This window comes from Lysinibacillus sp. CD3-6 (assembly GCF_006351725.2).
Taxonomy (GTDB): Bacteria; Bacillota; Bacilli; order Bacillales_A; family Planococcaceae; genus Lysinibacillus.
This window is the reverse complement of sequence record NZ_CP085880.1, coordinates 3,178,995-3,204,118: the sequence shown is the minus strand read 5'-3', so window position 1 is coordinate 3,204,118 and position 25,124 is coordinate 3,178,995. Positions and strand designations below refer to the sequence as shown.

The 25,124-nt window shown below is 36.9% G+C and carries 24 protein-coding genes; 17 read left to right on the top strand and 7 right to left on the bottom strand.

Going from position 1 to position 25,124, the window contains the following annotated elements; all coding sequences use genetic code 11:
• Nucleotides 1-271 precede the first annotated feature (271 nt).
• Entirely contained in the window at nucleotides 272-1,657 is a 1,386-nt protein-coding gene (locus tag FH508_RS15960) for a glycine--tRNA ligase (RefSeq protein ID WP_172772075.1), read from the bottom strand.
• Between the two features lie 488 nt (nucleotides 1,658-2,145).
• On the opposite strand from FH508_RS15960, the gene FH508_RS15955 reads away from it, so the two are divergent.
• The 15 genes from FH508_RS15955 (at nucleotide 2,146) to FH508_RS15885 (ending at nucleotide 17,064) form a co-directional block, all read left to right on the top strand.
• Entirely contained in the window at nucleotides 2,146-2,778 is a 633-nt protein-coding gene (locus FH508_RS15955) for a transcriptional regulator CcpN (protein ID WP_172772074.1), read from the top strand.
• Between the two features lie 18 nt (nucleotides 2,779-2,796).
• Nucleotides 2,797-3,609, top strand: a complete 813-nt coding sequence (locus tag FH508_RS15950; protein WP_172772073.1) for a pyruvate, water dikinase regulatory protein — start codon at nucleotides 2,797-2,799, stop codon at nucleotides 3,607-3,609.
• A 209-nt stretch (nucleotides 3,610-3,818) separates the two neighbouring features.
• Nucleotides 3,819-5,651, top strand: a complete 1,833-nt coding sequence (dnaG, locus tag FH508_RS15945; protein ID WP_173477651.1) for a DNA primase — start codon at nucleotides 3,819-3,821, stop codon at nucleotides 5,649-5,651.
• Nucleotides 5,652-5,683: 32 nt separating this feature from the next.
• The gene (gene rpoD / locus FH508_RS15940) at nucleotides 5,684-6,811 is read left to right on the top strand and encodes an RNA polymerase sigma factor RpoD (RefSeq protein WP_172772072.1); all 1,128 of its coding nucleotides are present in this window, start codon (nucleotides 5,684-5,686) and stop codon (nucleotides 6,809-6,811) included.
• Nucleotides 6,812-7,066: 255 nt separating this feature from the next.
• On the top strand, nucleotides 7,067-7,630 hold the full coding sequence (locus FH508_RS15935) for a hypothetical protein (RefSeq protein ID WP_172772071.1): 564 nt from the start codon (nucleotides 7,067-7,069) through the stop codon (nucleotides 7,628-7,630).
• Nucleotides 7,631-8,127: 497 nt separating this feature from the next.
• Nucleotides 8,128-8,478: a cytochrome c550 gene (gene cccA / locus FH508_RS15930; protein ID WP_172772070.1), complete on the top strand. Its 351-nt coding sequence runs from the start codon at nucleotides 8,128-8,130 to the stop codon at nucleotides 8,476-8,478.
• Between the two features lie 155 nt (nucleotides 8,479-8,633).
• Nucleotides 8,634-9,326, top strand: a complete 693-nt coding sequence (locus FH508_RS15925) for a tRNA (adenine(22)-N(1))-methyltransferase (RefSeq protein ID WP_172772069.1) — start codon at nucleotides 8,634-8,636, stop codon at nucleotides 9,324-9,326.
• A 1-nt stretch (nucleotide 9,327) separates the two neighbouring features.
• Nucleotides 9,328-10,449, top strand: coding sequence for a Nif3-like dinuclear metal center hexameric protein (locus FH508_RS15920; RefSeq protein ID WP_172772068.1), 1,122 nt, complete (start codon nucleotides 9,328-9,330; stop codon nucleotides 10,447-10,449).
• Nucleotides 10,450-10,464: 15 nt separating this feature from the next.
• Entirely contained in the window at nucleotides 10,465-10,689 is a 225-nt protein-coding gene (locus FH508_RS15915) for a hypothetical protein (RefSeq protein ID WP_172772067.1), read from the top strand.
• Between the two features lie 493 nt (nucleotides 10,690-11,182).
• Complete coding sequence (locus tag FH508_RS15910) at nucleotides 11,183-11,923, top strand: hypothetical protein (protein WP_172772066.1); 741 nt, start codon at nucleotides 11,183-11,185, stop codon at nucleotides 11,921-11,923.
• Between the two features lie 164 nt (nucleotides 11,924-12,087).
• Nucleotides 12,088-14,100, top strand: a complete 2,013-nt coding sequence (locus FH508_RS15905; protein WP_172772065.1) for a hypothetical protein — start codon at nucleotides 12,088-12,090, stop codon at nucleotides 14,098-14,100.
• A gap of 22 nt (nucleotides 14,101-14,122) precedes the next feature.
• On the top strand, nucleotides 14,123-14,749 hold the full coding sequence (locus FH508_RS15900) for an ABC transporter ATP-binding protein (RefSeq protein ID WP_172772064.1): 627 nt from the start codon (nucleotides 14,123-14,125) through the stop codon (nucleotides 14,747-14,749).
• A 123-nt stretch (nucleotides 14,750-14,872) separates the two neighbouring features.
• Nucleotides 14,873-15,121, top strand: coding sequence for a DUF2164 domain-containing protein (locus FH508_RS15895; protein ID WP_172772063.1), 249 nt, complete (start codon nucleotides 14,873-14,875; stop codon nucleotides 15,119-15,121).
• 300 nt (nucleotides 15,122-15,421) lie between these two features.
• Nucleotides 15,422-15,958: an NADPH-dependent FMN reductase gene (locus FH508_RS15890; protein WP_172772062.1), complete on the top strand. Its 537-nt coding sequence runs from the start codon at nucleotides 15,422-15,424 to the stop codon at nucleotides 15,956-15,958.
• A gap of 215 nt (nucleotides 15,959-16,173) precedes the next feature.
• The gene (locus FH508_RS15885) at nucleotides 16,174-17,064 is read left to right on the top strand and encodes a PhzF family phenazine biosynthesis isomerase (protein WP_172772061.1); all 891 of its coding nucleotides are present in this window, start codon (nucleotides 16,174-16,176) and stop codon (nucleotides 17,062-17,064) included.
• Between the two features lie 74 nt (nucleotides 17,065-17,138).
• Here FH508_RS15885 and FH508_RS15880 read toward each other — a convergent pair whose 3' ends face one another.
• The 4 genes from FH508_RS15880 to FH508_RS15865 form a co-directional block, all read right to left on the bottom strand.
• Entirely contained in the window at nucleotides 17,139-17,336 is a 198-nt protein-coding gene (locus FH508_RS15880) for a YwbE family protein (RefSeq protein ID WP_172772060.1), read from the bottom strand.
• 50 nt (nucleotides 17,337-17,386) lie between these two features.
• A complete protein-coding gene (locus FH508_RS15875) occupies nucleotides 17,387-17,923 on the bottom strand; it encodes a tubby C-terminal domain-like protein (protein WP_172772059.1) in 537 nt (178 codons plus the stop codon).
• Between the two features lie 57 nt (nucleotides 17,924-17,980).
• Nucleotides 17,981-19,243: a dicarboxylate/amino acid:cation symporter gene (locus FH508_RS15870; RefSeq protein ID WP_172772058.1), complete on the bottom strand. Its 1,263-nt coding sequence runs from the start codon at nucleotides 19,241-19,243 to the stop codon at nucleotides 17,981-17,983.
• Nucleotides 19,244-19,501: 258 nt separating this feature from the next.
• Nucleotides 19,502-20,548: a TRAP transporter substrate-binding protein gene (locus FH508_RS15865; RefSeq protein WP_172772057.1), complete on the bottom strand. Its 1,047-nt coding sequence runs from the start codon at nucleotides 20,546-20,548 to the stop codon at nucleotides 19,502-19,504.
• Between the two features lie 113 nt (nucleotides 20,549-20,661).
• Here FH508_RS15865 and FH508_RS15860 point away from each other — a divergent pair, with 113 nt between their 5' ends.
• Together FH508_RS15860 and FH508_RS15855 are read left to right on the top strand one after the other, a co-directional pair.
• On the top strand, nucleotides 20,662-22,242 hold the full coding sequence (locus FH508_RS15860; protein ID WP_228134519.1) for an ATP-binding protein: 1,581 nt from the start codon (nucleotides 20,662-20,664) through the stop codon (nucleotides 22,240-22,242).
• Nucleotides 22,243-22,368: 126 nt separating this feature from the next.
• Nucleotides 22,369-23,070 carry a response regulator gene (locus FH508_RS15855; RefSeq protein ID WP_228134116.1) on the top strand — a complete coding sequence of 234 codons (702 nt, stop codon included), beginning with the start codon at nucleotides 22,369-22,371 and terminating at the stop codon, nucleotides 23,068-23,070.
• Between the two features lie 236 nt (nucleotides 23,071-23,306).
• Here FH508_RS15855 and FH508_RS15850 read toward each other — a convergent pair whose 3' ends face one another.
• On the bottom strand, nucleotides 23,307-24,275 hold the full coding sequence (locus FH508_RS15850) for a 4-hydroxy-3-methylbut-2-enyl diphosphate reductase (RefSeq protein ID WP_172772054.1): 969 nt from the start codon (nucleotides 24,273-24,275) through the stop codon (nucleotides 23,307-23,309).
• 69 nt (nucleotides 24,276-24,344) lie between these two features.
• Nucleotides 24,345-24,884, bottom strand: coding sequence for a VrrA/YqfQ family protein (vrrA, locus tag FH508_RS15845; protein WP_139860177.1), 540 nt, complete (start codon nucleotides 24,882-24,884; stop codon nucleotides 24,345-24,347).
• Nucleotides 24,885-25,124 lie beyond the last annotated feature (240 nt).

Below are 25,124 nucleotides of genomic sequence, written 5' to 3'. Positions count from 1 at the left end.
TTGGTTTTTATTTTTTAACTATAAAAAGGGATTATTAGTTAAATAGATTAGAAGATCATAAATCGCCGATAAACTTAGAGAAACAGCCGATAAAAGTCCTTGAATCGCTGGTGAGACAGAAGAAAGCGCCGTTAAAAGTTCGTGAATCGCCTGTAAACCTTCAAAAAGCAACCGCCTAAGCATAGAAAAAAGTGTCAGATTGATTGGCAGTCAATCTAACACTCTTTTCTTTTGTCACAGCCGCTCGGGCTTTAGACAAGTTTAATTTAAATTAAAATTGAAGATGCTTTTCGATATATGCTTTTACATCAGCGATGGGCATACGAACTTGTTCCATTGAATCACGGTGACGAACAGTTACTTGACCGTCTTCTTTTGAATCGAAATCAAATGTAATACAGAATGGCGTACCGATTTCATCTTGACGTCGGTAGCGTTTACCGATTGATTGAGATTCATCAAAATCAACTGGGAACGATTTGCGTAGCTCTGACCATACGTCAGCAGCCTCATCCGATAACTTTTTAGAAAGTGGAAGTACTGCTGCTTTAAACGGTGCTAAAGCAGGATGGAAGCGTAATACTGTACGTTTGTCATCACCCTCTAGCTCTTCTTCATCATAAGCATCACATAAAAATGCTAATGTCACACGGTCAGCACCTAAAGATGGCTCGATACAATAAGGTACATAGCGTTCGTTTGTCACAGGATCAATATAAGTGAAGTCTTCACCTGAATGCTCCATATGTTGTTTTAAGTCGTAGTCTGTACGGTCAGCTACGCCCCAAAGCTCGCCCCAGCCGAATGGGAATTTAAATTCGATATCAGTTGTTGCGTTAGAGTAATGCGATAATTCGTCATCCTCGTGGTCACGTAAACGCATTGAATCTTCTTTCATGCCCAAGTTCAGTAACCAGTTTTTACAGAATTCTTTCCAATATGCATGCCATTCAAGATCTTCACCTGGTTTACAGAAAAATTCAAGTTCCATTTGTTCAAATTCACGTGTACGGAATGTGAAGTTCCCTGGAGTAATCTCATTTCGGAAAGATTTACCGATTTGCGCGATACCGAATGGTGTACGTTTACGCATAGAACGTTGAACGTTTTTGAAGTTTACGAAAATGCCTTGTGCCGTTTCAGGTCGTAGGTAGATTTCGTTAGTAGAAGATTCTGTAACACCTTGGAATGTTTTAAACATTAAATTAAATTGACGGATATCAGTGAAATCTGCTTTCCCACAATCAGGACAAACAACATCATATTTCACCATTGTTTCTTTCATTTGATCGAATGTCATACCGTCTACAATAATTTCATCACCTTTAGCTAGTGCAGCATCTTCGATGATTTTATCTGCACGGTGACGTGCTTTACAAGCTTTACAGTCTACCATTGGGTCGTTGAAGTTGCCAACGTGACCAGATGCAACCCAAGCTTTTGGATTCATTAGAATAGCTGCATCGATACCAACATTATGTTCTGATTCTTGAACAAACTTTTGCCACCAAGCTTTTTTAACATTATTTTTTAATTCAACACCAAGTGGACCATAATCCCAAGTGTTTGCTAAGCCTCCATAAATTTCAGAACCTGGGAAGACAAAGCCTCGATGCTTTGCTAATGATACAATTGTTTCCATTGATTTGTTAGCCATTATAATAGCCTCCTTCTTAATTTTCCTTGCAAAAGAGTGAAAAAGTGTTACATGACGAATTAAATGAATGACCAGTGTCATTGTCAAAACTAATTCGCTTCATACGAATATTGCATGATTTAATTTAGCACGAGCTAAATTAAAAATAGCACCCGTCTCCGGGCACAAATAATGCCCAGGGACGAGTGCTAATACCCGCGGTTCCACCCTGATTGTTTTAAACGACCTGTTTAAAACCTCTTTTCAAAAAGTTAGCTCAAGGAGTGCCTTTTCTCTGCTACATTGTAGACTTTCACCATCTTCTACTCGCTAAAAATTGAACAGATACTTTTTTCCTATCATCGCCTGTATAACGCAAGATTGCTCGAAAATACATTTAGAGCAAGCGTATGTGTCAATATTGTAGCATGTAGTTCTTTTCTTCGCAATAACCATTAAAATAGTATATAATAATTGAGCATAAGTATAACACTATTAGATTTGAGGCGGTGAGTCCAATCGAACTCAACAAACGTCAGGAAGACATTTTACAAATTGTGAAAGAGAACGGCCCGATAACAGGGGAGCATATTGCAGAACGTCTCAATCTGACAAGAGCAACTTTAAGACCAGACTTAGCAATTTTGACGATGGCTGGCTTTTTAGATGCTAGACCACGAGTTGGTTATTTCTATTCTGGGAAAAAAACATCCGTAACACTAATGGATAGCATTAACAATTTAAAAGTAAAAGATTTTCACTCGGGACCTGTTGTTGTACCTGAAACGATGACGGTATATGATGCCATTTGTTTCATGTTTTCAGAGGATGTTGGAACCCTTTTTGTTGTTGATAAGAACGAATTTTTAACAGGGGTTCTCTCTCGTAAAGATTTACTGCGTACAAGTATTGGCACGCAGGATTTAAATAAAATTCCTGTACATATTATTATGACACGAATGCCAAATATCTCGTACTGTGAAAGATCAGATTCGTTAGTTGTTGCAGCAAATAAGTTAATAGAACGAGAAGTAGATTCATTACCAGTAATCGAACCTCAAGAGGGCGGATTGACGATAGTCGGCCGTTTAACTAAAACGACCATTACACGTGCATTCCTATCTCTTGCGCAAAATGTCTAACAGTTGAAGGGGAACAGCATGAAGAGATTACGCGTTTTTGTTGTATCTGATTCCGTCGGCGAAACTGGTGATCAAGTAGCTAAGGCAGTTATTAGCCAGTTCCGTCCAGGCTTAGAAAATACGATTATTCGGCGCTTTCCGCATATTCAAACAGAAGAGCTTGTTCGAAAAATAGTCTGCCTCGCTGCGAAACAGAAGGCATTTGTAGTTTATACACTTGTTCGACAAGACATGCGTGCATTATTGCATGACCTTTGCGAAAAAGAAAAAGTTCATGCTGTAGATATATTAGGGCCAGCGTTGAAATCGATGGCAACCTTTATGGAAGAAATGCCATTAGAAACTCCGGGCATTGTGCATCAACTCGATGATGACTACTTTAAAAAAATTGAGGCAATTGAATTTGCAGTGAAATATGACGATGGCAGAGATCCACGAGGCTTATTGCAGGCTGACATTGTACTTGTTGGCGTTTCACGTACTTCTAAAACGCCGCTTTCACAGTATTTAGCACATAAACGTTATAAAGTGGCAAACGTACCATTGGTCCCGGAGGTTGCGCCACCAGAAGAATTATTAAATATTGATGCGAGAAAATGTTTTGGCTTAGTTATTTCTCCTGATAAATTAAACTCAATCAGAAAAGAAAGATTAATGACGTTAGGTTTAAGTGACGATGCCATCTATGCGCAACATGCACGAATTTTAGAGGAAATACAACATTTTGAAAAAGTTGTCGATAAAATAGGCTGTAAAGTGATTGATGTAACGAACAAAGCTGTTGAGGAAACTGCAAACGTTATTATTGAATATCTTGCAAGCTATAAATAAGAAACCAAAATTTAGTAAACCACCTCGGGTTAGTAGAGGCGGTTTTTTTGAGTCGGTTTTTAAAATTGTATAGATAAATACTAAAATTTGTTTTATAATAATAAAATTGTGGTAAAAATATTTAAAATGAGAAAAATCCTATTTTTTTGTCGAGAAATAAAGGATTTTTAAAACGGATATCGAATTGTGTTCTAGAACGTAAATTAAAGATGGTGATGAATTTGGCAGGGAAAATACCAGAAGAAGTGATTGAGCAGATTCGTACACAATCAGATATTGTGGATGTCATAAGCGAATACATGCAGCTGACAAAGCGTGGGCGCAATTGGTTTGGACTCTGTCCTTTTCATGGAGAACAAACGCCATCTTTTTCTGTGTCAACAGACAAACAGATTTTTCACTGCTTTGGTTGCGGTGCAGGTGGTAATGCTATTACTTTCGTCATGGATATCGAAGGGATTTCTTTCCCAGATGCTGTTGTAAAACTTGGTGAACGTGTTGGTATGCATTTAGATGTAGGACCAAGTTTACCAGAGGCGACGACAAAGATATCTAAAGCGGAAGAAAGGATGAAAGAAGCACATGCCTTTGCGGCAGATTTTTTCCATCATTTACTGTTAAACACAGAAGATGGTGAAGAGCCTTTAAATTATTTGCTAGAAAGAGGATTTACAAGGGAACTTATCGAATCTAATAGCATTGGATGGTCTCTCCCAAGCTTTGATGCATTAACGATATTGCTTGAAAGAAAAGGTTATAACTTACAAGAAATCGCAGATAGTGGTCTAGTTATCAAACGTGAAGGGGAAGAACGCTATTTTGATCGTTTTCGAGGACGTATTATGTTCCCGATTCGTGATGAGAACGGTAAGATTATTGCCTTCTCAGGACGAATTCTGTCATCGACAGGTGAAGAGGCAAAATATTTAAATAGTCCAGAATCACCAATTTTTCAAAAGAGTGAAGTGCTATATAACCTAGACAAGGCACGAACCTCTATTAGAAAAAATCGTCAAGTAGTGTTGATGGAAGGTTTTATGGATGTTTTGGCTGCAACTTCTGTGGGCGTAACAAATGCCGTTGCAACAATGGGAACCTCGCTTACGAATCAGCATATCACAAAGCTAAAACGCTTAGTAGAGCAAGTTACGATTTGTTATGACGGTGATAATGCTGGATTTGATGCGGCGAAAAGAGCGGCGCAGTTACTCCAAACGGAGCGCATGAAAGTTAATATTGCGGTGATACCAGATAAACTCGATCCTGATGAGTATATTCAAAGTCTAGGTGGACAGGCTTTTAAGGAACAGATTTTGGAAAACCCACATACGTATATTGCTTTTATGATGATGCATGCTAGACGAAATAAGAATTTTCAATTTGAAAATGATACGCTTCAATATATTCAAGAAGTACTCGAACAATTAGTGGGTAGTTCCTCACCAATTGAGCGAGATTTGTATATCCGACAGCTATCAAATGAAACGACGATTTCGGAAGAAGCTATTTATGCCCAATTCCGAAAACTAGAGGCAAATCAAGTACGCTCTGCGAAAGTGGAAATGCCAACGCATACACCTTCGATGCCAGTCACGCAGCAACAAAAGCCTATGGACGCAGCAGAACGTGCCGAACGTTTATTACTGGCTCATATGCTTCATAATATAGATGTAGTGGACAGGGTATTACGTAGTGAGCAAACAGAGCCTTTTGTAAGAGATGCATATATGGCTGTTTTTGTTCGATTGGTAGGATTTTATGAGGAATATGGTCATCCAGATTATCAGCGCTTTGTAGAAATCTTAGATGACGCTGAATTACGCAAAATTGTTATGGAAGCTGCTTTAGTAGAACGTGATCCTGACCAGGCTGAATCAGAAATCGCAGATTCTATACGACAGCTTCAAAAATATAGAATTGAGCAAGAAATTCATCAAAAGATGCATGAGTCAAAGGAAGCGGAGAAGATGCACGAGTATGCGCGTGCTCTAGAAATCGCCCAACAGATTATTCATTTAAGAAAATCGTTATCGGCGATTTAACCCGATTCGGTTGTTTAGAAGGAGGAAGGTTTATGGCGGACAAGTCTGAACGTTCAAAAGAGGTAGAAGTAGAAATTACATTAGATGAAGCAAAAAAATTACTACAAGAAAAGGCGAAAACAGAAGGTGAAATTTCGATGAAAGAAATTTCAGAGAAATTATTGCCATATGAATTGGAGAATGAAGAAGTTTTCCATTTCGCTGAAGATCTTGAAAAAAATAAAGACATTCAAATTATTGGTAAAGAAGAATTTGAAGAAGAAAGCTTAATGAAAGAAGAAGCTAACGAAGAAACGTTCGATTTAAATGATTTGAGCGTACCACCAGGCGTAAAAATTAATGATCCTGTACGTATGTATTTAAAAGAGATTGGCCGAGTTGATTTACTTTCTGCAGAGCAGGAAATTGCTTTAGCAGAGCGTATTGAGCAAGGTGACGAAGAAGCGCGTAAACGTTTAGCTGAGGCAAATTTACGTCTTGTTGTATCGATTGCAAAACGTTATGTTGGTCGTGGGATGCTATTCCTTGATTTAATTCAAGAGGGGAATATGGGGCTTATTAAGGCAGTTGAGAAGTTCGACTACCGTAAAGGCTTTAAATTCTCAACATATGCAACTTGGTGGATTCGTCAAGCAATCACACGTGCAATTGCCGACCAAGCACGTACAATTCGTATTCCTGTACACATGGTAGAAACGATTAACAAACTAATCCGTGTACAACGTCAATTGTTACAAGACTTAGGTCGTGAGCCATCTCCAGAAGAGATTGGTGAGGAAATGGATTTAACACCTGAAAAAGTACGTGAAATTTTAAAAATTGCGCAAGAACCTGTATCTCTTGAAACACCAATCGGAGAAGAAGACGATTCACACTTAGGGGACTTCATTGAGGACTCTGAGGCACAGTCTCCTTCTGACCATGCAGCATATGAATTGTTAAAAGAGCAACTAGAAGATGTTTTAGATACATTAACAGACCGTGAAGAAAACGTACTTCGATTACGTTTTGGTTTAGATGATGGACGTACACGTACATTAGAAGAGGTAGGTAAAGTATTTGGTGTAACACGTGAACGTATTCGCCAAATTGAGGCAAAAGCACTGCGTAAGTTACGCCACCCTTCTCGTAGCAAACGCTTAAAAGATTTCTTAGAATAATAAACCAATACAATCCATTTATAATAAATGCAAACCCCGCCATCCTTTTTAGTGGCGGGGTTTGCCTTGTATTGGACATTGTGACGAGCTGAAGAAACCGTAAGAAACTTTAAATAATTGCTAAAGTAATGTAAAAATATATAATTTGAACGGTTCTGTAGTCTCGTTTTTGCGACTTTTTACAGATGCTCTTTCACGAATTGTGAGATAAAATTGTATTACAACCATTATTAAGCAATGTTTGGAGAATATACGATGACAAATCCACGGAAAAAAATTATTTTAAATGAGATATTGTTTTGGAAGCAAAATAAGCTATTGCCAGAGCACTACTGTGACTTTTTAGCGACTCTTTATGCAGAAGGAAATGATATAGAGGAGTTAGAGTCAGCAACTCATAAACAGGCTGTATTGCCTTTAGAAAAAAGAAAAATGATGTTCTTCATTGTGGGATTATGCTTGGGTATGATGGTGTTCTTGTATTTTTATTTTACAGTAACTACTTTATTGCTTTTTTTAACGGGCATTGTAGCGATCGCTGCAGTTACATTATTCATATTCGCTTTCCGTTTTGCGAGCAAAAATAACTTATTAGCACCTGCACTGCATATTATCGCTGCTATATTGTTATTTAGTTTATCGATTCGCATGTATACTACATATTTTAGTGGAAATAATTTCGCGTTATTCGCTTTTATCGCGGCAAATTGTGCCGTGTGGTTATTTTCAGGGTTAAAAATGAAATTGCTTTATTTCACAGTCTCTGGCGTTCTCGGCCTAGTGGCACTAATTGGCTATTACTTGTATAATTTTATGTAATTTAAATACCCTTCTATGACCTATTCTGTGTGCATAGAAGGGTATTTGTTTTTTTAATATAGCAGTATGACTTTATTGAAAAAGTAATTTTGTGAGAAGTTTAATAAAAAAATAGCGATTGATATTATATCGAAATAATAGTATGACCTATTTATGCAAATGTCATTATAAATAGGCAGCTTAATACAGCACAAAGGTTTAACTAGAAAGTCCTAATTTTATTTTCAGTGTTAGACGTATATGAATGCATTTCAAGTGGCAAAATATTTGCGAGCAGAAAACGAATGTTAGTGTGGAAAGAGTTCTCCATAAGCCCAATTATTGGTTTTAACAAGACATATTTTATCCAATTGATACAGAAATGTCGAAAATGTTACAAACAAAGGAAAACTTAGCGAATGGGGCTTTTCGTTTCATGTGTAATGCAGTACAATATTAGATGTTGACTGATTCTATATTATAATAGAAGTAGATTTATTAATGAGGAGGGGAAACATATGAAAAACAATCCAGTCGTTCCTTACATCTTGATTCTGGCATTTGGTATAGGTCTTATTTTCTTCATGTCTTTACAAGGCGCAGATAACAAGAAAGAAATTGCTGCTGAACATGAGGGTGGTGGCGAAACTACAGAAGCTAATGATGATGGTTCTGCATTAGTACAAACTTGTATCGGTTGTCACGGTGGTGACTTAACTGGTAGTGTTGGTCCAAACCTACATGGTTTAGATGAAGCTCATATCGTGGACGTGTTAACTAACGGTATTCCAGGAACTCCAATGACACCAGGAATGAAAAACGAAGCAGAAGCGAAAGCAATCGCTGAGTACATCTCTACTCTAGAATAGTTTAAAAAAGTGGCTGTACTAAAAGTGTATTTACGCTTTAAGTACAGCTTTTATTATGAAAATGGAGTTGCTCAAAATATGAGACAACTCCATTTGTTTTTTTGTCCAACATCATACATACTAGAATGGACTCTATATAAGGTAGGCGGTAAAAAATGAACGCACAAAAATTATCAAAAAGATTAGAAACAGTGGCAAAATTTGTTCCAACAGGTGCGGTTGTGGCGGATATTGGCAGTGATCATGCTTATTTACCTTGCTATTTAATTCATAAGGAAATAGCTACTTGCGCAGTAGCAGGCGAAGTTGTAAAAGGTCCTTATGATTCAGCGGTTGGACAAGTGAAAAAGGAAGGATTAACGGAAAAAATCACGGTCAGATTAGCTGACGGCTTAGCTGCAGTGGAAGAATCGGACCATGTAGATACTATTACAATTGCTGGTATGGGTGGTCCACTTATTGTGTCCATTTTAGAGAAACATCCACAAAGTTTACAAGGTGTCACTCGTCTTATTTTGCAACCAAATATTCATGCAAAAGTTATTCGAGAATGGGCTTTAAAAAATAATTGGGCGATTCTGGACGAAGATATTTTAGAGGAAGACGAAAAGATCTATGAGATTCTTGTCTTACAACGAGGACCCATGGAGCTAACAGAAGCAGATATTTTATTTGGACCTAAACTAGTACTTCGAAAATCACCAGCATTTAAGAAAAAATGGAATAGAGAAAAAGAAAATTGGCAACGTGTTTTACATTCTATTGAAGGGGCCGAGCCAACACTAGAAATTAAGGAAAAACGTGCAGAATTAAAAGCGCTACTTCATTTAGTGGAAGGAGTTTTATAGCATGAAATCTGTTAACGGTCAGGAAATTATACAGTTATTTGAATCATGGTCGCCAAAAAAACTTGCCTGTATGGAAAATGATCCAATTGGACTTGCAATTGGCACGTTAAATAAACCAGTAAGTAAGGTTTTAGTCACATTGGATGTCAATGAAGCAGTAGCGGACGAAGCTATCGCTCAAGGATGTGAACTGATTATCGCACATCATCCGCCAATTTTTAGACGCCTAGCCAATATTCGTACTGACAATCCTGCAGGACAATTATACGAAAAGCTTATTAAACATGATATTGCTGTATATGCTGCACATACAAACTTAGATGTAGCGGAAGGTGGCGTTAATGATTTATTGGCTGATGCATTGATGCTGGAAAATCGTTCTATTTTAGAAGAAACGTATGCGGAGGATGTTCTAAAGCTAGCTGTATTCGTACCAACTGCCAATGCGGATACATTACGTGAGGCATTAGCGAAGGCAGGAGCTGGTCGTATAGGGGCATATGAAGCATGTAGCTATACTACAACTGGAGAAGGACGATTCCGAGCATTAGAAGGGGCTAATCCATATGTTGGTTCTGTTGGTGAATTACATGTGGAGGAAGAAGTCAAAGTGGAAGTTGTATTCCCAACGCCTATTAAAAATCGTGTGTTAAAAGCGATGTTAAATGCCCATCCATATGAGGAGCCAGCGTATGATGTAATTCGCTTAGATCAGCAAACGAACATTATGGGATTAGGCCGTGTTGGCTATTTATCTGAAGAAATGACGTTAAAAGACTTTGCAGAGTTTGTAAAGAAACAACTAGATGTACCAGCTGTTCGTGTTGTCGGCGATTTGCAATCAAAAGTAAAAAAGATTGCCCTTGTTGGCGGAGACGGAAATAAGTATATTTATACGGCGAAGCATGCTGGAGCAGATGTGTTTTTAACAGGTGATATGTATTTCCATACTGCACAAGATGCACAAGCAATTGGTTTACAAATTGTAGACCCAGGTCATCATGTAGAAAAAGTAATGATTGCAGGGGTTGCGAAAAAAATGGCGACGATGTGTGAAGCAAAAAAATATACAGTAGAATTTGTTCAATCTACTATTCATACAGAACCGTTTTTATTTGTTTAAGAGAGGGGAATGGGAGTGGCAAATGGGAGACCTGCTGGCAATAATGCGGGCAAGTTATGGATTATCATTGGTTTACTAATTGCTGTGTTCGGAGGCGGCATGACAATCATGACGAATATGATGAACGAGAAAAAAATAGACGCAATGACAGAGCAATGTGAGGACGATGGGGGCAAAGCCATTGTATCGAAAGAAAAGAATTTTTTATCAACGAACTATTCGTTTGAATGTAACAAATAGTATGTGAATAAACGCAACTTTTAGAGGTAATTCCTTTAAAGGTTGCGTTTTTGTGTGTTTTAAAGAAGGTAAATCTACTATTTTTTAATTAGTAATAAGTATTTAAAATATATTGATTTTTCCATTATTCTATGCTATATAAAAATTAAGTAAATGAGAATGAGAATCTATTGAGAATTTTAATTGAATGAAATTACATAATGTGGCTCTCTGTTAAATTAATAGTTTTTGGAGGAGTATTTCTGTATGAAATGAGGCGGTGAAGGTGAAAAAAATTAAAAAAATTCCAGCACCTTATGTTTATCTAATGCTAATATTTATTTCGTTACAATCATTAATAAGAGATTATAAAAGTCAGCCTATTTGGATAACGGTTTTTGCGATAATTAGCATTTTAGGATTTTCAGTTTTCACCTATTTGGATAGAGATAAATTTTTCAAAAAGTAAAGAGTCTATCAAATTTTTATACATGATTTATGGAAGGAGATAATTATGAAATTTAAAAAATTCGCATTAATGGTGTGTTGTTTAGGATTAATAGGGAGTATGTTTTCATTTGATTTCACAAATGTACATGCAGTACAAATGGATTCTAATTCGGATGAATCAGGAACAATGGACCCTTATTTAGAAGAATATCTAAATGATTTTGTTTTTAATGAAGATACCGATTTTTATAAAATATTAGCAGCAATTGAATTATTATCTTCTGATATGGAGGAAATGAGTGCTGATGAAATGGCGGAGTGGCTATTTTTAGAATCCGGTGTAGAAGTGTATGCAGAAGGGGATGCGTTAGTTTTCCCTACTTTTAAAAATAAAGAAGTTCCTATTGAGCTTTCTTCAAGGAAAAGCATGACAACTTTTGCCTCTTGGACTGACTATGCTGGGTGTATTGGTGCAGTTGGATTAGCAGCACTACAAAATGCATTACCAATAACAAAAGTGGTGAAAATTAAATCTACTTTACAAGCTTTAGGCGGGGCTACTAGAGCCATTCGTGCTATTCATACAAACTATAAGTATTATCGATCTCAAAAATATTCTGTTCAAACTTCTTTAAATAAAGCAATAACTGATATTGTTGATAGAAGAAAATTAGTTGCTGATACAAGACAATTATTAACAGAACTTTTTAGTGTAGGTATTGTTATAAATTCGTGTAAGAAATTGTTTAGCTATGAATTTGATGAAAAAAGACTAGATAGAAATAAGGTTGCTGTAAACACATAATCTCTTTAATACTATGTCGATGTTTAAAATAGATACATCATTTTTAAAATTCTAGAGAAGATTACTATAAGGTAAGCGATTAATTACTAGAACTTTTATCCTTTCGAGGCTTGGAATGTCTTTCGCAGTAGGCTTTCCAAGCTTCTCAATTAAGGAGGAGAGTCATGCTTAAAAGAGCAATACAACTGACATCATTGATTGCTGTAATTATGCTGTCCCTGCTTATTTTTCAATATACGTCACTTGTCCAACAACGGTTGCCATTAGGCACTACCAATCAATTTGATTTAAATCTTGCTGAAACCACTATTGCAAAAGATCAATTGGTTTCGGACCTTAATCAACTAACAGATCAATATAAAACGATCGTAGTAAAAACTTCTGTTGACCCCGAAAACTATGACAACAAAAAGGATATTATTTATTTTGGGACTGCTAAACCAGCATTTCATGGCTTGCTTATAGAGCACAATGCGATTAAGTGGTTCGAATCTTCTTTAACAGGTGAATTGCTTTCCACTGCAGATATAGGCACCCGTTCCTTATCAGGCATCTATGCTTTTAACGCCGAGAAAGATTTCCGAGAAGCACTTGAACATTGGACGCAACAGCATCAAATTGGGCTTTTATGGATTCCAGAACCATCTCATTTAACAATTTTATATGCATACTTATTTCAAAATGGTATAGGAAATGCAGTGCTTGCTTCCTTGCTGTTATTAGTAACGACCATAATTACTTGGATATTTAAACATGCAAAAGCAAGGTCTATTCGATTATTAGGCGGTGTAAAAGCAGGGAAAGTTCATGTGGAAGATACAACGACAATCGTATCTTTTATCTTTGTCGGATTTTTACTAGGTTTGTTTATGTCATTAGGCTATGTAGGTGTCATAAAGGACATTCGACAAATTCCATTGGTGTTCAATCGTCTACTACTTTGTTTAATGCTATTCTTGATTGTCGTTAGCATCATTACAGCATTGCTTTCGCTCATTGCTAGTCCAAAAGCTGCCCATATAGCGAAAAGACAAATTCCGTTAAAGCGGTTTTCCGTCATGGGAAAGCTAAGTCATGTTCTTGTTATGATTTTATCGCTAATTGTTATCCCGACCATCATCACCTCTATACTAATAACCAATCAACTGTCGAAAGAATATGCGCTTTGGGACAAAATGCACAATATCGTTCGGCTCTCCATGTTTGACTTGGATTCATTAGAACAAGAGGCGACTCTTCCCGAGGTAGAAGCTTTTTTTTCTAAAATGCAAGAAGCTAATAATTTAAGTCTTTCTTTCGTTATCGATAAAGCGATTTTTTTAGAGCCATATCGAATGGGTGGCTATGATCATATTATTATGACAGATCGTGCTTGGATTGATTTGCTAGAAATAGGTGTGGAAACAGAAGGCAAGGGCGGGAAACTCATAGCAAAGGATGTTAAAGATTTACCAGATGATTTGGCTTCGTTTTTAGAAGGGCAAATTCCGCTATGGACGAAACATAATGATGTTTATCCAGCGCAAGGTTTGAATTTTTACGAATATAAGGGAACGAAATTTCTTGCATTACCACCAAATGTTGGTTTAGCAGGTGAAACAGTACAAGCAGAAAATCCGTTAGTTATATTGATAGATGGTCAGCTAACAGACATTGTAAAATCGAAAGGGTTCTTAATATCTTTAGCTTCTAGTGGAAATATCGTTTTTTTTGATGAAGTTCATTTACAAGCCGCTTTAGCTAACTCCGTTATGAAACCTTCTATCACGTCGATTAATGGGATAGCAGACGTTGCTTTGGAAACGGCTCAAAGGTTTAAACAACAATACGTTTACTATATTGTAGCGGGACTGCTAATTTTCATAACAATGTTTTTGACTGCTGTATTGAATGGCAGACTGTGGGCTGGCACGAATGGTAAACGTATTTTCACCTTGCATACCTTTGGTTTACCATACACATCGATTATTGGACCAGTTTTCAAGCGACAATTATTTATCATCATCATAACAACAATTGTCGGTTCTATAATTGGTTATTTGGTACACCACGTGCAACTTAGCGTATTACTTTTATCTGCTTTGCTTGTCGGAATTTTATATGGGATAGGAAGTTACCTTTCTTTTAAGAAATCTGCAAAACAAGCTTTTTATCGTACGAGTCATCGGTACAATTAAATGTACTAAAGGAGTAATGGATATGATTATTCAAACAAAAAATATTGGCATTGAAATTAGTGGAAAAACGATTTTATCTAATATTTCCTTAGAGATTAACCCTAATGAAATGATTGCCATTACTGGTCCATCTGGTAGTGGCAAAACAACACTTTTAAATTGTTTAGGGCTTATTCAATCAGTTAATAGTGGGGATATTCTAATAGAAAATCAACATGCTAGTAAATGGAAAGAAAAAGAAAAAACAAGTTTTTGGAAAGAAAAAGCGGCATTTATTTATCAAGACTATGGCATCATTGAAGATGAAAACGTCAGTTATAATGTGACATTAAATAAGCGACAAGCAAAAACAAAGGTTGTTAACGAAATTCTACATACAGTTGGACTAGGTGGAAGAGGGCAAGATATGGCAGCTGTTTTATCGGGAGGAGAAAAACAGCGACTAGGCGTAGCGCGTGCAATTTATAAGAAAGCCACTATTATCTTTGCGGATGAACCAACAGCCTCGCTAGATAAATCAAACAGAGAAATGATTATTAATCTATTAAAAACATGTAGTCAAAACGGTGCGAGTGTCATTATTGCAACGCACGATGAAAGGCTAGTCAATGTTTGTGATAGAAGTATCAATTTGTTTGAATTTAATTGATTGAGGGAAAACGGCTAGCAATCGAAGAAGTGACTTTGGATTTGAAAAATTTGCAATGACCACTATACAAAATGCTGCCTTAGTCTATACTTGATATAATGGAATGCAAAAGGGAGTGGCTACATGTTTATCCGATTAACAACAGAGCAACAAGAGCTTATCATCGCTGATATTCAACGCTTTTTCTATAATCAGCGTGATGAAGATATTACTGAATTTGAAGCGGAAAGATTGTTTGATTTTATTAAAGAAAATATCGCTCCGTATATTTATAATGCAGCGATTTCAGATGCAAAATATGTAGTGGATAGTCAATTATCCGCAATTGAAGATGAGCTAGTTGCTTTGGAGCGCCCTATTAAAATTAAATAACAAAAGGAGAAACAATTGCTAGCAGATTGTTTCTCTTTTTGATAAAAGAGAAAGCTGAATTATTTGACAACTAAAAGTAACATATGGTAATTTTATCTCGAATTGAAGATAAATAATCCCAAAGTAAAGGCACGCTATCATTCATTGATTTTTTATCTTGAGTTCAAATTTAAAGATAGCTTGATGAATAGAGTACTGTTTATCTGAACACCATGGGTAAGAGCGCAGTTTTTTTGAAAATCATCAAAGATTAATGCAATCAGCAATGCACTTTTTAGGTATGAATAAGGAGGAATAGTGATGTTGAAAATTGGGATTATTTTAGGTAGTACACGTGAAGGACGTGTAAGTCCACAAGTTGGTCAGTGGGTAAAGGAATTAGCAGAAAAACGTCGAGATGCTGAATATGAAATTATCGATATTGCCGATTTCAAGTTACCGCTTTTAGGAGAACCAGGAGGCGATGCTTCTGGAGCCGCAGCATGGTCACAAAAAGTTGCTGCTTGTGATGGGTTTGTTTTTATTGTGCAAGAATATAATCACTCTATCTCAGGAGCGCTTAAAAATGCTTTAGATTATTTACGTGAGGAATGGAATAATAAAGCAGCAGGTATTGTGTCTTACGGTTCTGTAGGTGGGGCACGTGCGGCGGAACATTTACGTGGTATTCTTGGAGAATTATCGGTTGCGGATGTACGTGTACACCCTGCATTGTCTTTATTTACTGATTTCGAGAATGGCAATGTGTTTAAACCAAAAGATGTGCAAGCTGATTCAGTAAACCAAATGTTAGATCAAGTCATTCCATGGGCAACAGCTTTAAAAACAATTCGCTAATAAACGGTGGAATAATAGTTTGCAAATAGCATGCTGGCATATGTCCAGTATGCTATTTTTTTGTTTTTTTTGGTGTCAGGCACCCAAACAATTTTGAAAAAAAAGAAAATTCCCCATTGGTCACTCCATTGCGTTATGTTAATATAGCCGTATAACATTAGTTAGTTCTTCCGTGAAATCGAAATTCACATTCTAATTACAAGGTGGGGAAGTATATGAAAACTATAACTGTTCAACATTATGATGCATTTAGTCACGTACCAAATAAGGGGAATCCTGCTGGAGTTGTAGTGGAAGGAAATCAATATAGTGAGCAAGAAATGCAAGAAATTGCGAAAATGGTTGGCTTTAATGAAACAGCCTTTGCTTTGACATCTGAAAAAGCTGATATACGCATTCGTTATTTTACACCAGGTCATGAAGTCGATTTATGTGGACATGCCACAATGGCGACGATTTATGCATTACAAACACAAGGTTTATTAGCAAACAAAACGTCTATCACAATTGAAACAAAAGCAGGTATATTACCCATTCGTCTAGAGGAAAAAGATGAAAAGCTATACATAACAATGCAGCATGCTGCACCACAGTTTAAAGCATTTAATGGCTCTCGAGCTGCGCTTGCTGAGTCAATCGGTATTGACGAGGATGAATTGCATTCAGACTTACCAATTGTCTATGGTAGTACAGGATTGTGGACCTTATTAATACCTGTTAAACAATTAAGCTCTTTCAAAAAAATGGACCCACAAACGGCTACATTTCCGTCTATCTTAAAGGAAATGCCAACAGCTTCCTTGCATCCATTCTGCATGGAGGCATTAGATGGAACGGCAGACATGCATGCGAGACATTTTTCTTCACCGTACTCTGGCACAATTCAAGATATCGTAACGGGAACAGCTTCAGGTGTAATGGGAGCATACTATGCGAAGTATGTTAAGAATGAATTAACATACCCGAAAACCCTTATTGTTGAACAAGGACAAGAGCTTGAGCGAGATGGTCGTGTGTATGTACATGTAAATAAAGCAGACAACCATTTAGACATTTCGATTACTGGAACGGCTGTCTATGTCACGGAATTGAAAGTGCAAATATAAGTGCCAGTCACTCAAACAATTCTCACACAATTTTAAACAAAAGAGACTGTTCATCTCCCGAACAGTCTCTTTCATTATTTTTGAAAAATATCACAAACTCTACCTATTTGGCCATCTGTTAGACGAACTTTAATGCCGTGTGGATGATGTGAAGAATTGGTTAAAATATCTTTGACAATCCCTCTTGTTTTCACCCCTGATCGTTGATCTTTTTTAAGGACAATGTTGACCTCAAGCCCTGGGTGAATATCTTTTCTATTTTGACCGTTCATATTTAACCTCACATGTATATAGAATGATTCAAATTATAGCATAGTTGCAGTTAGTTACCAATTGCAAAAAGTGATTGAAAGAGTGAGGCTAATAAAGCAACGAATAATGTATCGTCCGTCTGGAACAGTTTATAAACAATGCCTTCTCGTACAATTCCATCTTCTATGTAGTTAGCACTGGCAATTTTTTCATCATTACAATATAAATAAGCTGTTGATGTGAAATCTTTCTCAAAGCGAAAAATAAGACCATCCATCGTAAAGGAATAGGAAGATTCTAATAATTGAACAGTTTTTCTTTGAATAGGTATGATACTCCTATCAGGCATGATGATTTCATGACTGACACCTTTTGTGAGTAGTGTAGAACGTACTTGAAAAAGGGGTTCTCCGTGAATTGTCCGTGTTTCGTAACGGTGCGGTAACGGTTGCTGCGATGCTATTAGTGAGGCTGCATTGAGCACTTTCCCGATGTTTGAACGCTCAACTTTTTGAAGTAAGCAAACTGTTTCATTTTGACTGTTTACAATTGGTAATTTTGAAAGTCTATCAAATGCTTTTGGATATGCAAGTGTAAATGTTGCCATAAAAAACCTCCAATCTACTTACTATACGAGTAAGTTAGACTGGAGGTTTCACTTTTATTAATTGGAAATCACTTTACCTGATAAAGCACGTTTTTCTTGCTCTGGATCGAATTCATTTTCCATTTTAGATACAACAACTGTCGCTACACCGTTACCAATTAAGTTTGTTACAGCGCGTGCTTCAGACATAAAACGATCGACACCGATTAACAGAGCAATCCCTTCTACAGGAATCATAGGGAATGCAGCGAGTGTTGCAGCAAGTGTAATAAAGCCTGAGCCAGTTACTCCTGCAGCTCCTTTAGAAGTTAACATTAATATAGCGAGTAAAGTAAGCTGATGCCAAATATCTAAATCAACCCCATAGGCTTGTGCAATGAAAATAGCCGCCATTGATAGATAAATAGAAGTACCGTCCAAGTTAAAAGAATAACCAGTTGGTATAACAAGTCCGACAACTTGTTTCGAGCAGCCGTAATTTTCTAATTTGCGCATCATCGAAGGAAGTGCAGATTCAGAAGAAGATGTACCAATAACAATGAAAATTTCATCTTTAATATATTTAATGAATTTAAATATACTAAAGCCAAAGTAATGTGAAATTAAGCCAATAATGAAAACTATGAATATGAACATTGTAATATAGACAGATAGCATTAAGAACCCTAAGTTCCCAAGAGATTTTATACCGAAGTTCCCGATAGTATAGCTCATAGCACCAAATGCTCCAATTGGAGAAATTTTCATGACCATATTAACAATTTTAAAGAATATATCTGCTACTTGCTCAAAAAACTTAATAACAGGTTTAGCGGGTTCACCAATAGCTGCTGCTGCTAAACCAAATAATACAGCAGAAAATAAAACTGGTAATAACTCACCATTTGCAAGCGCACCGACAACATTATCTGGGATAATTTGCATTATAAATGCCCCAAAACCATGCTCAGCAGCTGCAGCTTGCTCTGTATATTGTGAAACATCCGCAGCATTTGCAGCATCTGTATTAAATCCTTTACCAGGTTGAATAATATTAACAATAAGTAAGCCGATTGCCAATGCGAATGTCGAGACAATTTCAAAATAAATTAAGGCCTTACCACCAATTTTACCGACCTTTTTTACATCACCCATGCTACCAATCCCGATAACAACAGTTAAGAAAATAATAGGTGCAATTAACATTTTAATTAATTTAATAAAAATATCAGCTAATATTTTTAAGCTAGCACCGAACTCTGGGAATGCAGCACCAACAATAATACCGAGTACAATGGCGATTAGCACCTGTACCGTTAAGTTTTTAAAATTTATTCGCATAATACTTCCCCCTAAAAATATGTGAACTTTGTGAACGCTTTCATGTGGTTATCATAGCTGAAATTTTCCGACAATAGGTTTTATGGCCGTAAAGTTTCTATTGTTCATTTTGTTCATTTTTCATTTAATTAGGTAGAAAGATAGTAATATCAACGGTTTGAAGCTGTTTTATAGTAGATAGCAATTTTGCTAAACTATTATAATACAAAAGAAAAAACCCCACATAAAGTGGGGATAGATTTTTAATGACCAAAAGGTTTAAGGAGATACTATCTTTTGGATGTCAGTCAATACTTTTTGCTGTTTAACATTAGCTCGATAGAAGTCATAAGCAGGTGCTAATTTTTCTTGAAAACGTTGACGTTCCTCTTCACTCATCGTATATATTTCAAAATCATTTTCTTGCTGTAGCTTTCGTAAATCAGTGTCATTTATTAACACAGCCTGCTTAAATTGCCATTCGGTTGTTTCCTTCATAGCATCCATAAGCTGATTTTGGACTTTTGTCGGTAACTGTTCCCAAAATTTTTCGTTCATTAAAACTGAATAGCCTAAAATCCCATGATTAGTTAAAGTCATATTTTTTTGAACTTTGTAAAAGCCCTTAGAATAAATATTAGAGGCAGTATTTTCTTGGGCATCGATAGCATGTGTTTCTAAGTCAGTAAAAACTTCACTAAAGGAAATTGGCACAGGCGTTGCACCGACTAAGCTAAACTGCTTTTCAAGTGTTTTACTGGGCATTGTGCGTATACGTAACCCTTGTAAATCTTCAAACGTATGAATGGGATGCTCAGCTGTTAATTGTTTAAAGCCATTGTGCCAAAAGCCGAGTCCCCTTACATGAAAAGGCTTCAGCTCATCTAATAATTGCTCACCAATTGGTCCTGTTAGTACTTGACGAACTTCATCATCTGTATGAAAAAGATAAGGGAGATCAAGCACTTGCCAATCAGGTACATAGGAAGTCATTTTAGAAAAAGTAGGAATAATCATCTCTACTTTCCCATCTTGTAAAGCCTTGAATTCATTTTCATCATTAAATAAAGAGGCATTTGGATAGACATGCACTTTTACCTTCCCATTTGTTTTTTTCTCAACTAGTTCAGCAAATTTCGTTGCAGCTTGTCCTTTTGGCGTATTTTCAGCTACAACATGACTCAAATGTATCGTAATTTGGGTATCGAGGCCCTTTTGTTCATCATCATAGGGGAGCGTTTTCGAAAATAATAATCCTTGCTGTATACTAAATACAATAGTTAAGATCAAAACGGTTGCAATTGTTCCAATAATAAATTTTTTCATATTTTTACACCCAATTGATTCGTATTTTTACATGTTTTTGTTATTCTAACATAAGGCATAAGCTAAAATATAGTAAGAGGGAGGCAATGGTCTTGAAATTTCAAAAGTTATCGATGAAGGGCAAAATCATGTCTCTTACTTTTTTTATACTGTTGTTGTCTTTTAGTATTGGTGGAACTTTTTTGCTTGGGTTTGTTATGAATGAACAGAAAGAAAAGCTGGCGGAACAGGCATTGCTTGTTGCAAAAACAGTCTCACAGCTACCAGAAATGAAAACTGCTATTACTAATAGAGATTTTACAGAAGCGACTGAACATATTAATCCTGTTGTTGAAGAAATAAGAGATATTAATGGGGCGCAGTATATAGTTGTCCTCGATATGCAACGACGAAAATATTCCCATCCAAATGGGGATGAAATTGGTACAATCTCACAGTCTGGTGATTTAAACGCTGCATTTTCTGAACATTATTATACATCGATTGCACATGGTGAGCATGGAGATATGGTTCGAGCTTTCGTGCCAATTATGACAGATGATGGACGTCAAATTGGTGTTGTTATCGTTGGCTATAGTGTATTAACTGTGAGTGAACTTCTATTATCAATCCAAAAAGAGCTATTAATTACAGTAGCTTTGTCCTTATTATTTAGTGCTTGGGGTGCTCACACGTTAGGTCGGCATATGAAAAAACAAATGTTTGGATTAGAGCCCCACGAAATCGCTAAAATGTACGTGGAACGCACTGAAACATTTAACGCGATGCATGAAGGGATTATCGCCATTGATACGGAATTGACGATTACCATTTTTAATGAAAAGGCATGTGATATATTAGGTGTGGCTGAGCGACCATCATCACTAATTGGGAAGAAAATTTTCGAGGTGTTGCCAGATACGCGGTTACCCGAAATATTAGCGCTAGATCGTCCTCTCTATAATCGTGAACTCTATATAAATGATCATAGCATTATGAGTAATCGTATTCCTATACAGGTCAATGGTAAAACTGTTGGTGCTGTAGCGATGTTTAAGGATCGGACAGAGGTGAAGAAATTGGCCGAGGAATTAACGGGAGTCAAGGCGTTTGTTCAGGCATTACGTGTACAAACACATGAACATAAAAATAAATTGCATACGATCGCTGGCCTTTTGCAGCTTGGACATCATGAACAAGCACTTTCCTATTTAACACAAGTAAAGGAAGAGCATGATGAAATCACGAATTTTTTAAATGAGCGCATTAAAAATGAAAATATTTCGGGGTTATTGCTTAGTAAAATTGCTCATGCGAAAGAGCATGGCATTACATTAGAGATAGACCGAGCGAGTCGTCTCACAACATTTCCTAAAAATTTAGATCATCATGATTTTGTCATTCTATTTGGGAATTTAATTGAAAATGCATTTGATGCATTAAAAGATAGTCCCGTTGAAGAGAAGATTGTGCATATTTCAGTAGATGAAGATGATGATGTACTTGCAATTTTAGTAACAGATAACGGAGTGGGCATGACGAAAGAAGTAAAGGCACAAATTTTTAAAAATGGCTATTCGACTAAAGAAAAAAAGGGCCGAGGTATCGGACTGTATTTAATAAAAGAAATCGTGCAAAAAGGACAGGGTGAAATCGAAGTAATCAGCGAACCAAGTAAAGGGACAAGCTTTTTAATAACATTTTATCATTCTTAGTGTTCGGAAGTTTTACTTTATAAAGGACATTGTATGAAAGCATACATTATGCACTTCATGTGAGAGAAGTGTATTGAATTCGTTTAATAGAAGAAAGTAGTAATCGATTGTATGGAGGGCTTAATAGTGACGCAGATTAACGTGTTATTAATAGAGGATGATCCCATGGTGCGGGAGGTAAACCGTCAATTCATTGAAAAAGTTGCTGGATTTAAGGTAATAGGGCAAGCGTCGAATGGGGTAGAAGGAATAGACAAAATCCGTACGCTACGACCAGATTTAGTGTTTATGGATATATTTATGCCAGAGCAAGATGGTATAACAAGCTTGCGAAAAATTCGTGAATTCAAAATTCCCGTCGATGTGATAACTGTAACGGCAGCCAATGATATGGAAACGGTAAAACAAGTTTTGCATCTTGGTGTCTTTGATTATATAATGAAGCCATTTTCATTTGAACGAGTGCAAGGTACGCTAGAAAACTACATGCGATTTAAGCAACAAATGCTAACCCAAAAGGAGCTAACGCAAGGAGAGCTCGATCAGTTATTCCATTATCATAGTGGAGAAGGGAAGGCTGAAGTAGCAAGTGAGGAGAAAACCGAAAAAAGCTTGCCAAAAGGTTTTAATCGAGCGACACTGGAAAAAGTGGTCCATTATTTGCAATCGGTAGATGGTGCATCAGCAGAAGATGTGGCAAGCGGTGTTGGAATTGCACGCGTAACAGCAAGACGATACTTAGATTATCTAGAAAAGCAAAAGGAAATAACGATGGATGTCCATTACGGTGGCATTGGTCGTCCAATTAATTATTATTTTAGTAAGTAATAGGAATAGACAGAGACATTATTTTGAAATTTTATAGGGTAAGGTGTTTGTGAAGCAGGCGATATCTGCGATAAAAGCTTACAGGGTTGTCGGCTTACGATGTGCACGCAAAAAGCGGTCGCTGTAGCGGACAACTACATTCACAGCAAAAAAGTGTTAGATTGATGGGAGTCAATCTAACACTTTTTCTTTATTGTCGCAAACTTTCATTCATATCTCCAAAAGTTGGATATAAATTAGTAAGGCATAATTTTATCGACAGGCTTAGGCGTTTTAATTTTTGGTAAAATTTTATCAAGTGTAACGGTACGTTGGATACTATGCGTCGTTTCATCATTTTCATCAAATTGCTCAAGGAAATTAATAACCTCTTTCACAATAGGTGTTGGTGTGGAAGCACCTGCAGTGACAGCAACTGTATTAATTCCTTTTAACCAATCAACTTTAAGTTCAGAAACGTCTGCAATACGATAAGAAGGTGTACCTGCAATTTCTACAGATACTTGTGTTAGACGGTTCGAGTTATTCGATTTAGGATCGCCAACAACAATTAATAAATCTGCTTCTCCTGCTTGCTTCGCAACGGCCTCTTGACGAACTTGTGTTGCTAAACAAATTTCTTTATGAACTTCAATATGTGGGAATTTTTCTTTTAAACTATCCATTAAATGGGCAACATCCCATTGACTCATAGTCGTTTGGTTTGTTACTAGCAATTTATCATTTGTTAAGTTTAAAGCATCAATATCCGTTGAAGATTGTACTAAATGAACATGGTCTGGAGCAACACCGATTGCACCCTCTGGCTCTGGATGACCCTTCTTACCAATATAAATAATATCGTAGCCTTCAGCTGATTTTTCACGAATTAAATCGTGTGTTACTGTTACGTCAGGACATGTAGCATCAATGGATACTAGGCCTTTGCGTTTCGCAATTTCACGAATTTCAGGTGAAACACCATGCGCAGTGAAAATAACAGTGCCTGTTTCAACCTGTTCAATAATTTCTAAGCGATTATCACCGTCTAGTGTAATGATACCATCTTCTTCAAAGGCATCTGTAACATGTTTATTGTGCACAATCATCCCTAAAATGTAGATAGGTCTTGGTAATGTTTTATCGAGTGCGGCGTTACGTGCAATGACCATCGCATCAACAACACCGTAGCAATAGCCACGTGGATTAATTTTTAATACTTGCATGGTTGTGACTCCTTTCAAGCTTACCTACCTACATTATAACGGACAGGCACGTCGAATACAAAGAAACCTTCACTCCATAGGTGGCTGGAAAATACGTGGCTTAGATGGAAGCGGTTCACGTGGAGTAGTCGACGCATTTTTTTGTGTTGAACGTCTACCTTTAGTGGAACCTGCTGCCTTACTTGCTGCCGCTGCATCAGTAGCCGCAGCGGCCACGCCTGCTGCTGCACCCGCTGCAGGCAGTCCTTGGAAGCCTTTATACAATTTTAAAAGTGAAGGGATGTTTTTCACCATTGGCATTGCTTGTTGTATATAAGGGGTATACGTTTTGGCAGAATTAAATAAACTATTTGCTTGTTGTAAAAAAGAACCGATTTTGGAAGGTTCCTGAACGGGTGGCGTCGGCATTTGCCCTCCGAATCCCCCTCTCATTCCACCAGACATTGGAAAACCACCTGGAATTCGTGGTTGAGGAAAACCTCCAGGCGGGTAAAAGGACTGTGGTGGCATCTGAGGAGGTGTAGGCATCCGCATTTGCGCGGGCATTTGCGCAGGCATTTGCATGCCACCAGGATACATAGGGAATTGATAAGGTGGTCTAAATACCATAATGATCTCCTTTCATTGTATGCTTTTCATTGATGACATACCTGATTATAGATATGATATGCAGACGCTGATGTTAGCGTTCGACAAATGCTAATGATTGAACAATTGAAAGGGCTCCTATGTGCTCTTTCATATTAAGTTATGTAAGTCACGATAGAATGGATTATGAGGAAAAGAAAATTCTAAAAAAAACATAAAACATTTACAATAGCAGGCGAATAATATTTTTGCTTATTTAAG

Bases quoted from the DNA above. Each gene is read 5' to 3' on its own strand.
- FH508_RS15850 (WP_172772054.1), bottom strand. From the start codon at position 24,275: ATGCAAGTATTAAAAATTAATCCACGTGGCTATTGCTACGGTGTTGTT.
- FH508_RS15880 (WP_172772060.1), bottom strand. From the start codon at position 17,336: ATGAACGGTCAAAATAGAAAAGATATTCACCCAGGGCTTGAGGTCAAC.
- vrrA (WP_139860177.1), bottom strand. From the start codon at position 24,884: ATGGTATTTAGACCACCTTATCAATTCCCTATGTATCCTGGTGGCATG.
- FH508_RS15920 (WP_172772068.1), top strand. From the start codon at position 9,328: ATGAAATCTGTTAACGGTCAGGAAATTATACAGTTATTTGAATCATGG.
- FH508_RS15885 (WP_172772061.1), top strand. From the start codon at position 16,174: ATGAAAACTATAACTGTTCAACATTATGATGCATTTAGTCACGTACCA.
- FH508_RS15890 (WP_172772062.1), top strand. From the start codon at position 15,422: ATGTTGAAAATTGGGATTATTTTAGGTAGTACACGTGAAGGACGTGTA.
- FH508_RS15875 (WP_172772059.1), bottom strand. From the start codon at position 17,923: ATGGCAACATTTACACTTGCATATCCAAAAGCATTTGATAGACTTTCA.
- FH508_RS15950 (WP_172772073.1), top strand. From the start codon at position 2,797: ATGAAGAGATTACGCGTTTTTGTTGTATCTGATTCCGTCGGCGAAACT.
- FH508_RS15935 (WP_172772071.1), top strand. From the start codon at position 7,067: ATGACAAATCCACGGAAAAAAATTATTTTAAATGAGATATTGTTTTGG.
- FH508_RS15870 (WP_172772058.1), bottom strand. From the start codon at position 19,243: ATGCGAATAAATTTTAAAAACTTAACGGTACAGGTGCTAATCGCCATT.
- FH508_RS15895 (WP_172772063.1), top strand. From the start codon at position 14,873: ATGTTTATCCGATTAACAACAGAGCAACAAGAGCTTATCATCGCTGAT.
- cccA (WP_172772070.1), top strand. From the start codon at position 8,128: ATGAAAAACAATCCAGTCGTTCCTTACATCTTGATTCTGGCATTTGGT.
- rpoD (WP_172772072.1), top strand. From the start codon at position 5,684: ATGGCGGACAAGTCTGAACGTTCAAAAGAGGTAGAAGTAGAAATTACA.
- FH508_RS15960 (WP_172772075.1), bottom strand. From the start codon at position 1,657: ATGGCTAACAAATCAATGGAAACAATTGTATCATTAGCAAAGCATCGA.
- dnaG (WP_173477651.1), top strand. From the start codon at position 3,819: ATGGTGATGAATTTGGCAGGGAAAATACCAGAAGAAGTGATTGAGCAG.
- FH508_RS15860 (WP_228134519.1), top strand. From the start codon at position 20,662: ATGAAGGGCAAAATCATGTCTCTTACTTTTTTTATACTGTTGTTGTCT.
- FH508_RS15925 (WP_172772069.1), top strand. From the start codon at position 8,634: ATGAACGCACAAAAATTATCAAAAAGATTAGAAACAGTGGCAAAATTT.
- FH508_RS15910 (WP_172772066.1), top strand. From the start codon at position 11,183: ATGAAATTTAAAAAATTCGCATTAATGGTGTGTTGTTTAGGATTAATA.
- FH508_RS15865 (WP_172772057.1), bottom strand. From the start codon at position 20,548: ATGAAAAAATTTATTATTGGAACAATTGCAACCGTTTTGATCTTAACT.
- FH508_RS15900 (WP_172772064.1), top strand. From the start codon at position 14,123: ATGATTATTCAAACAAAAAATATTGGCATTGAAATTAGTGGAAAAACG.
- FH508_RS15905 (WP_172772065.1), top strand. From the start codon at position 12,088: ATGCTTAAAAGAGCAATACAACTGACATCATTGATTGCTGTAATTATG.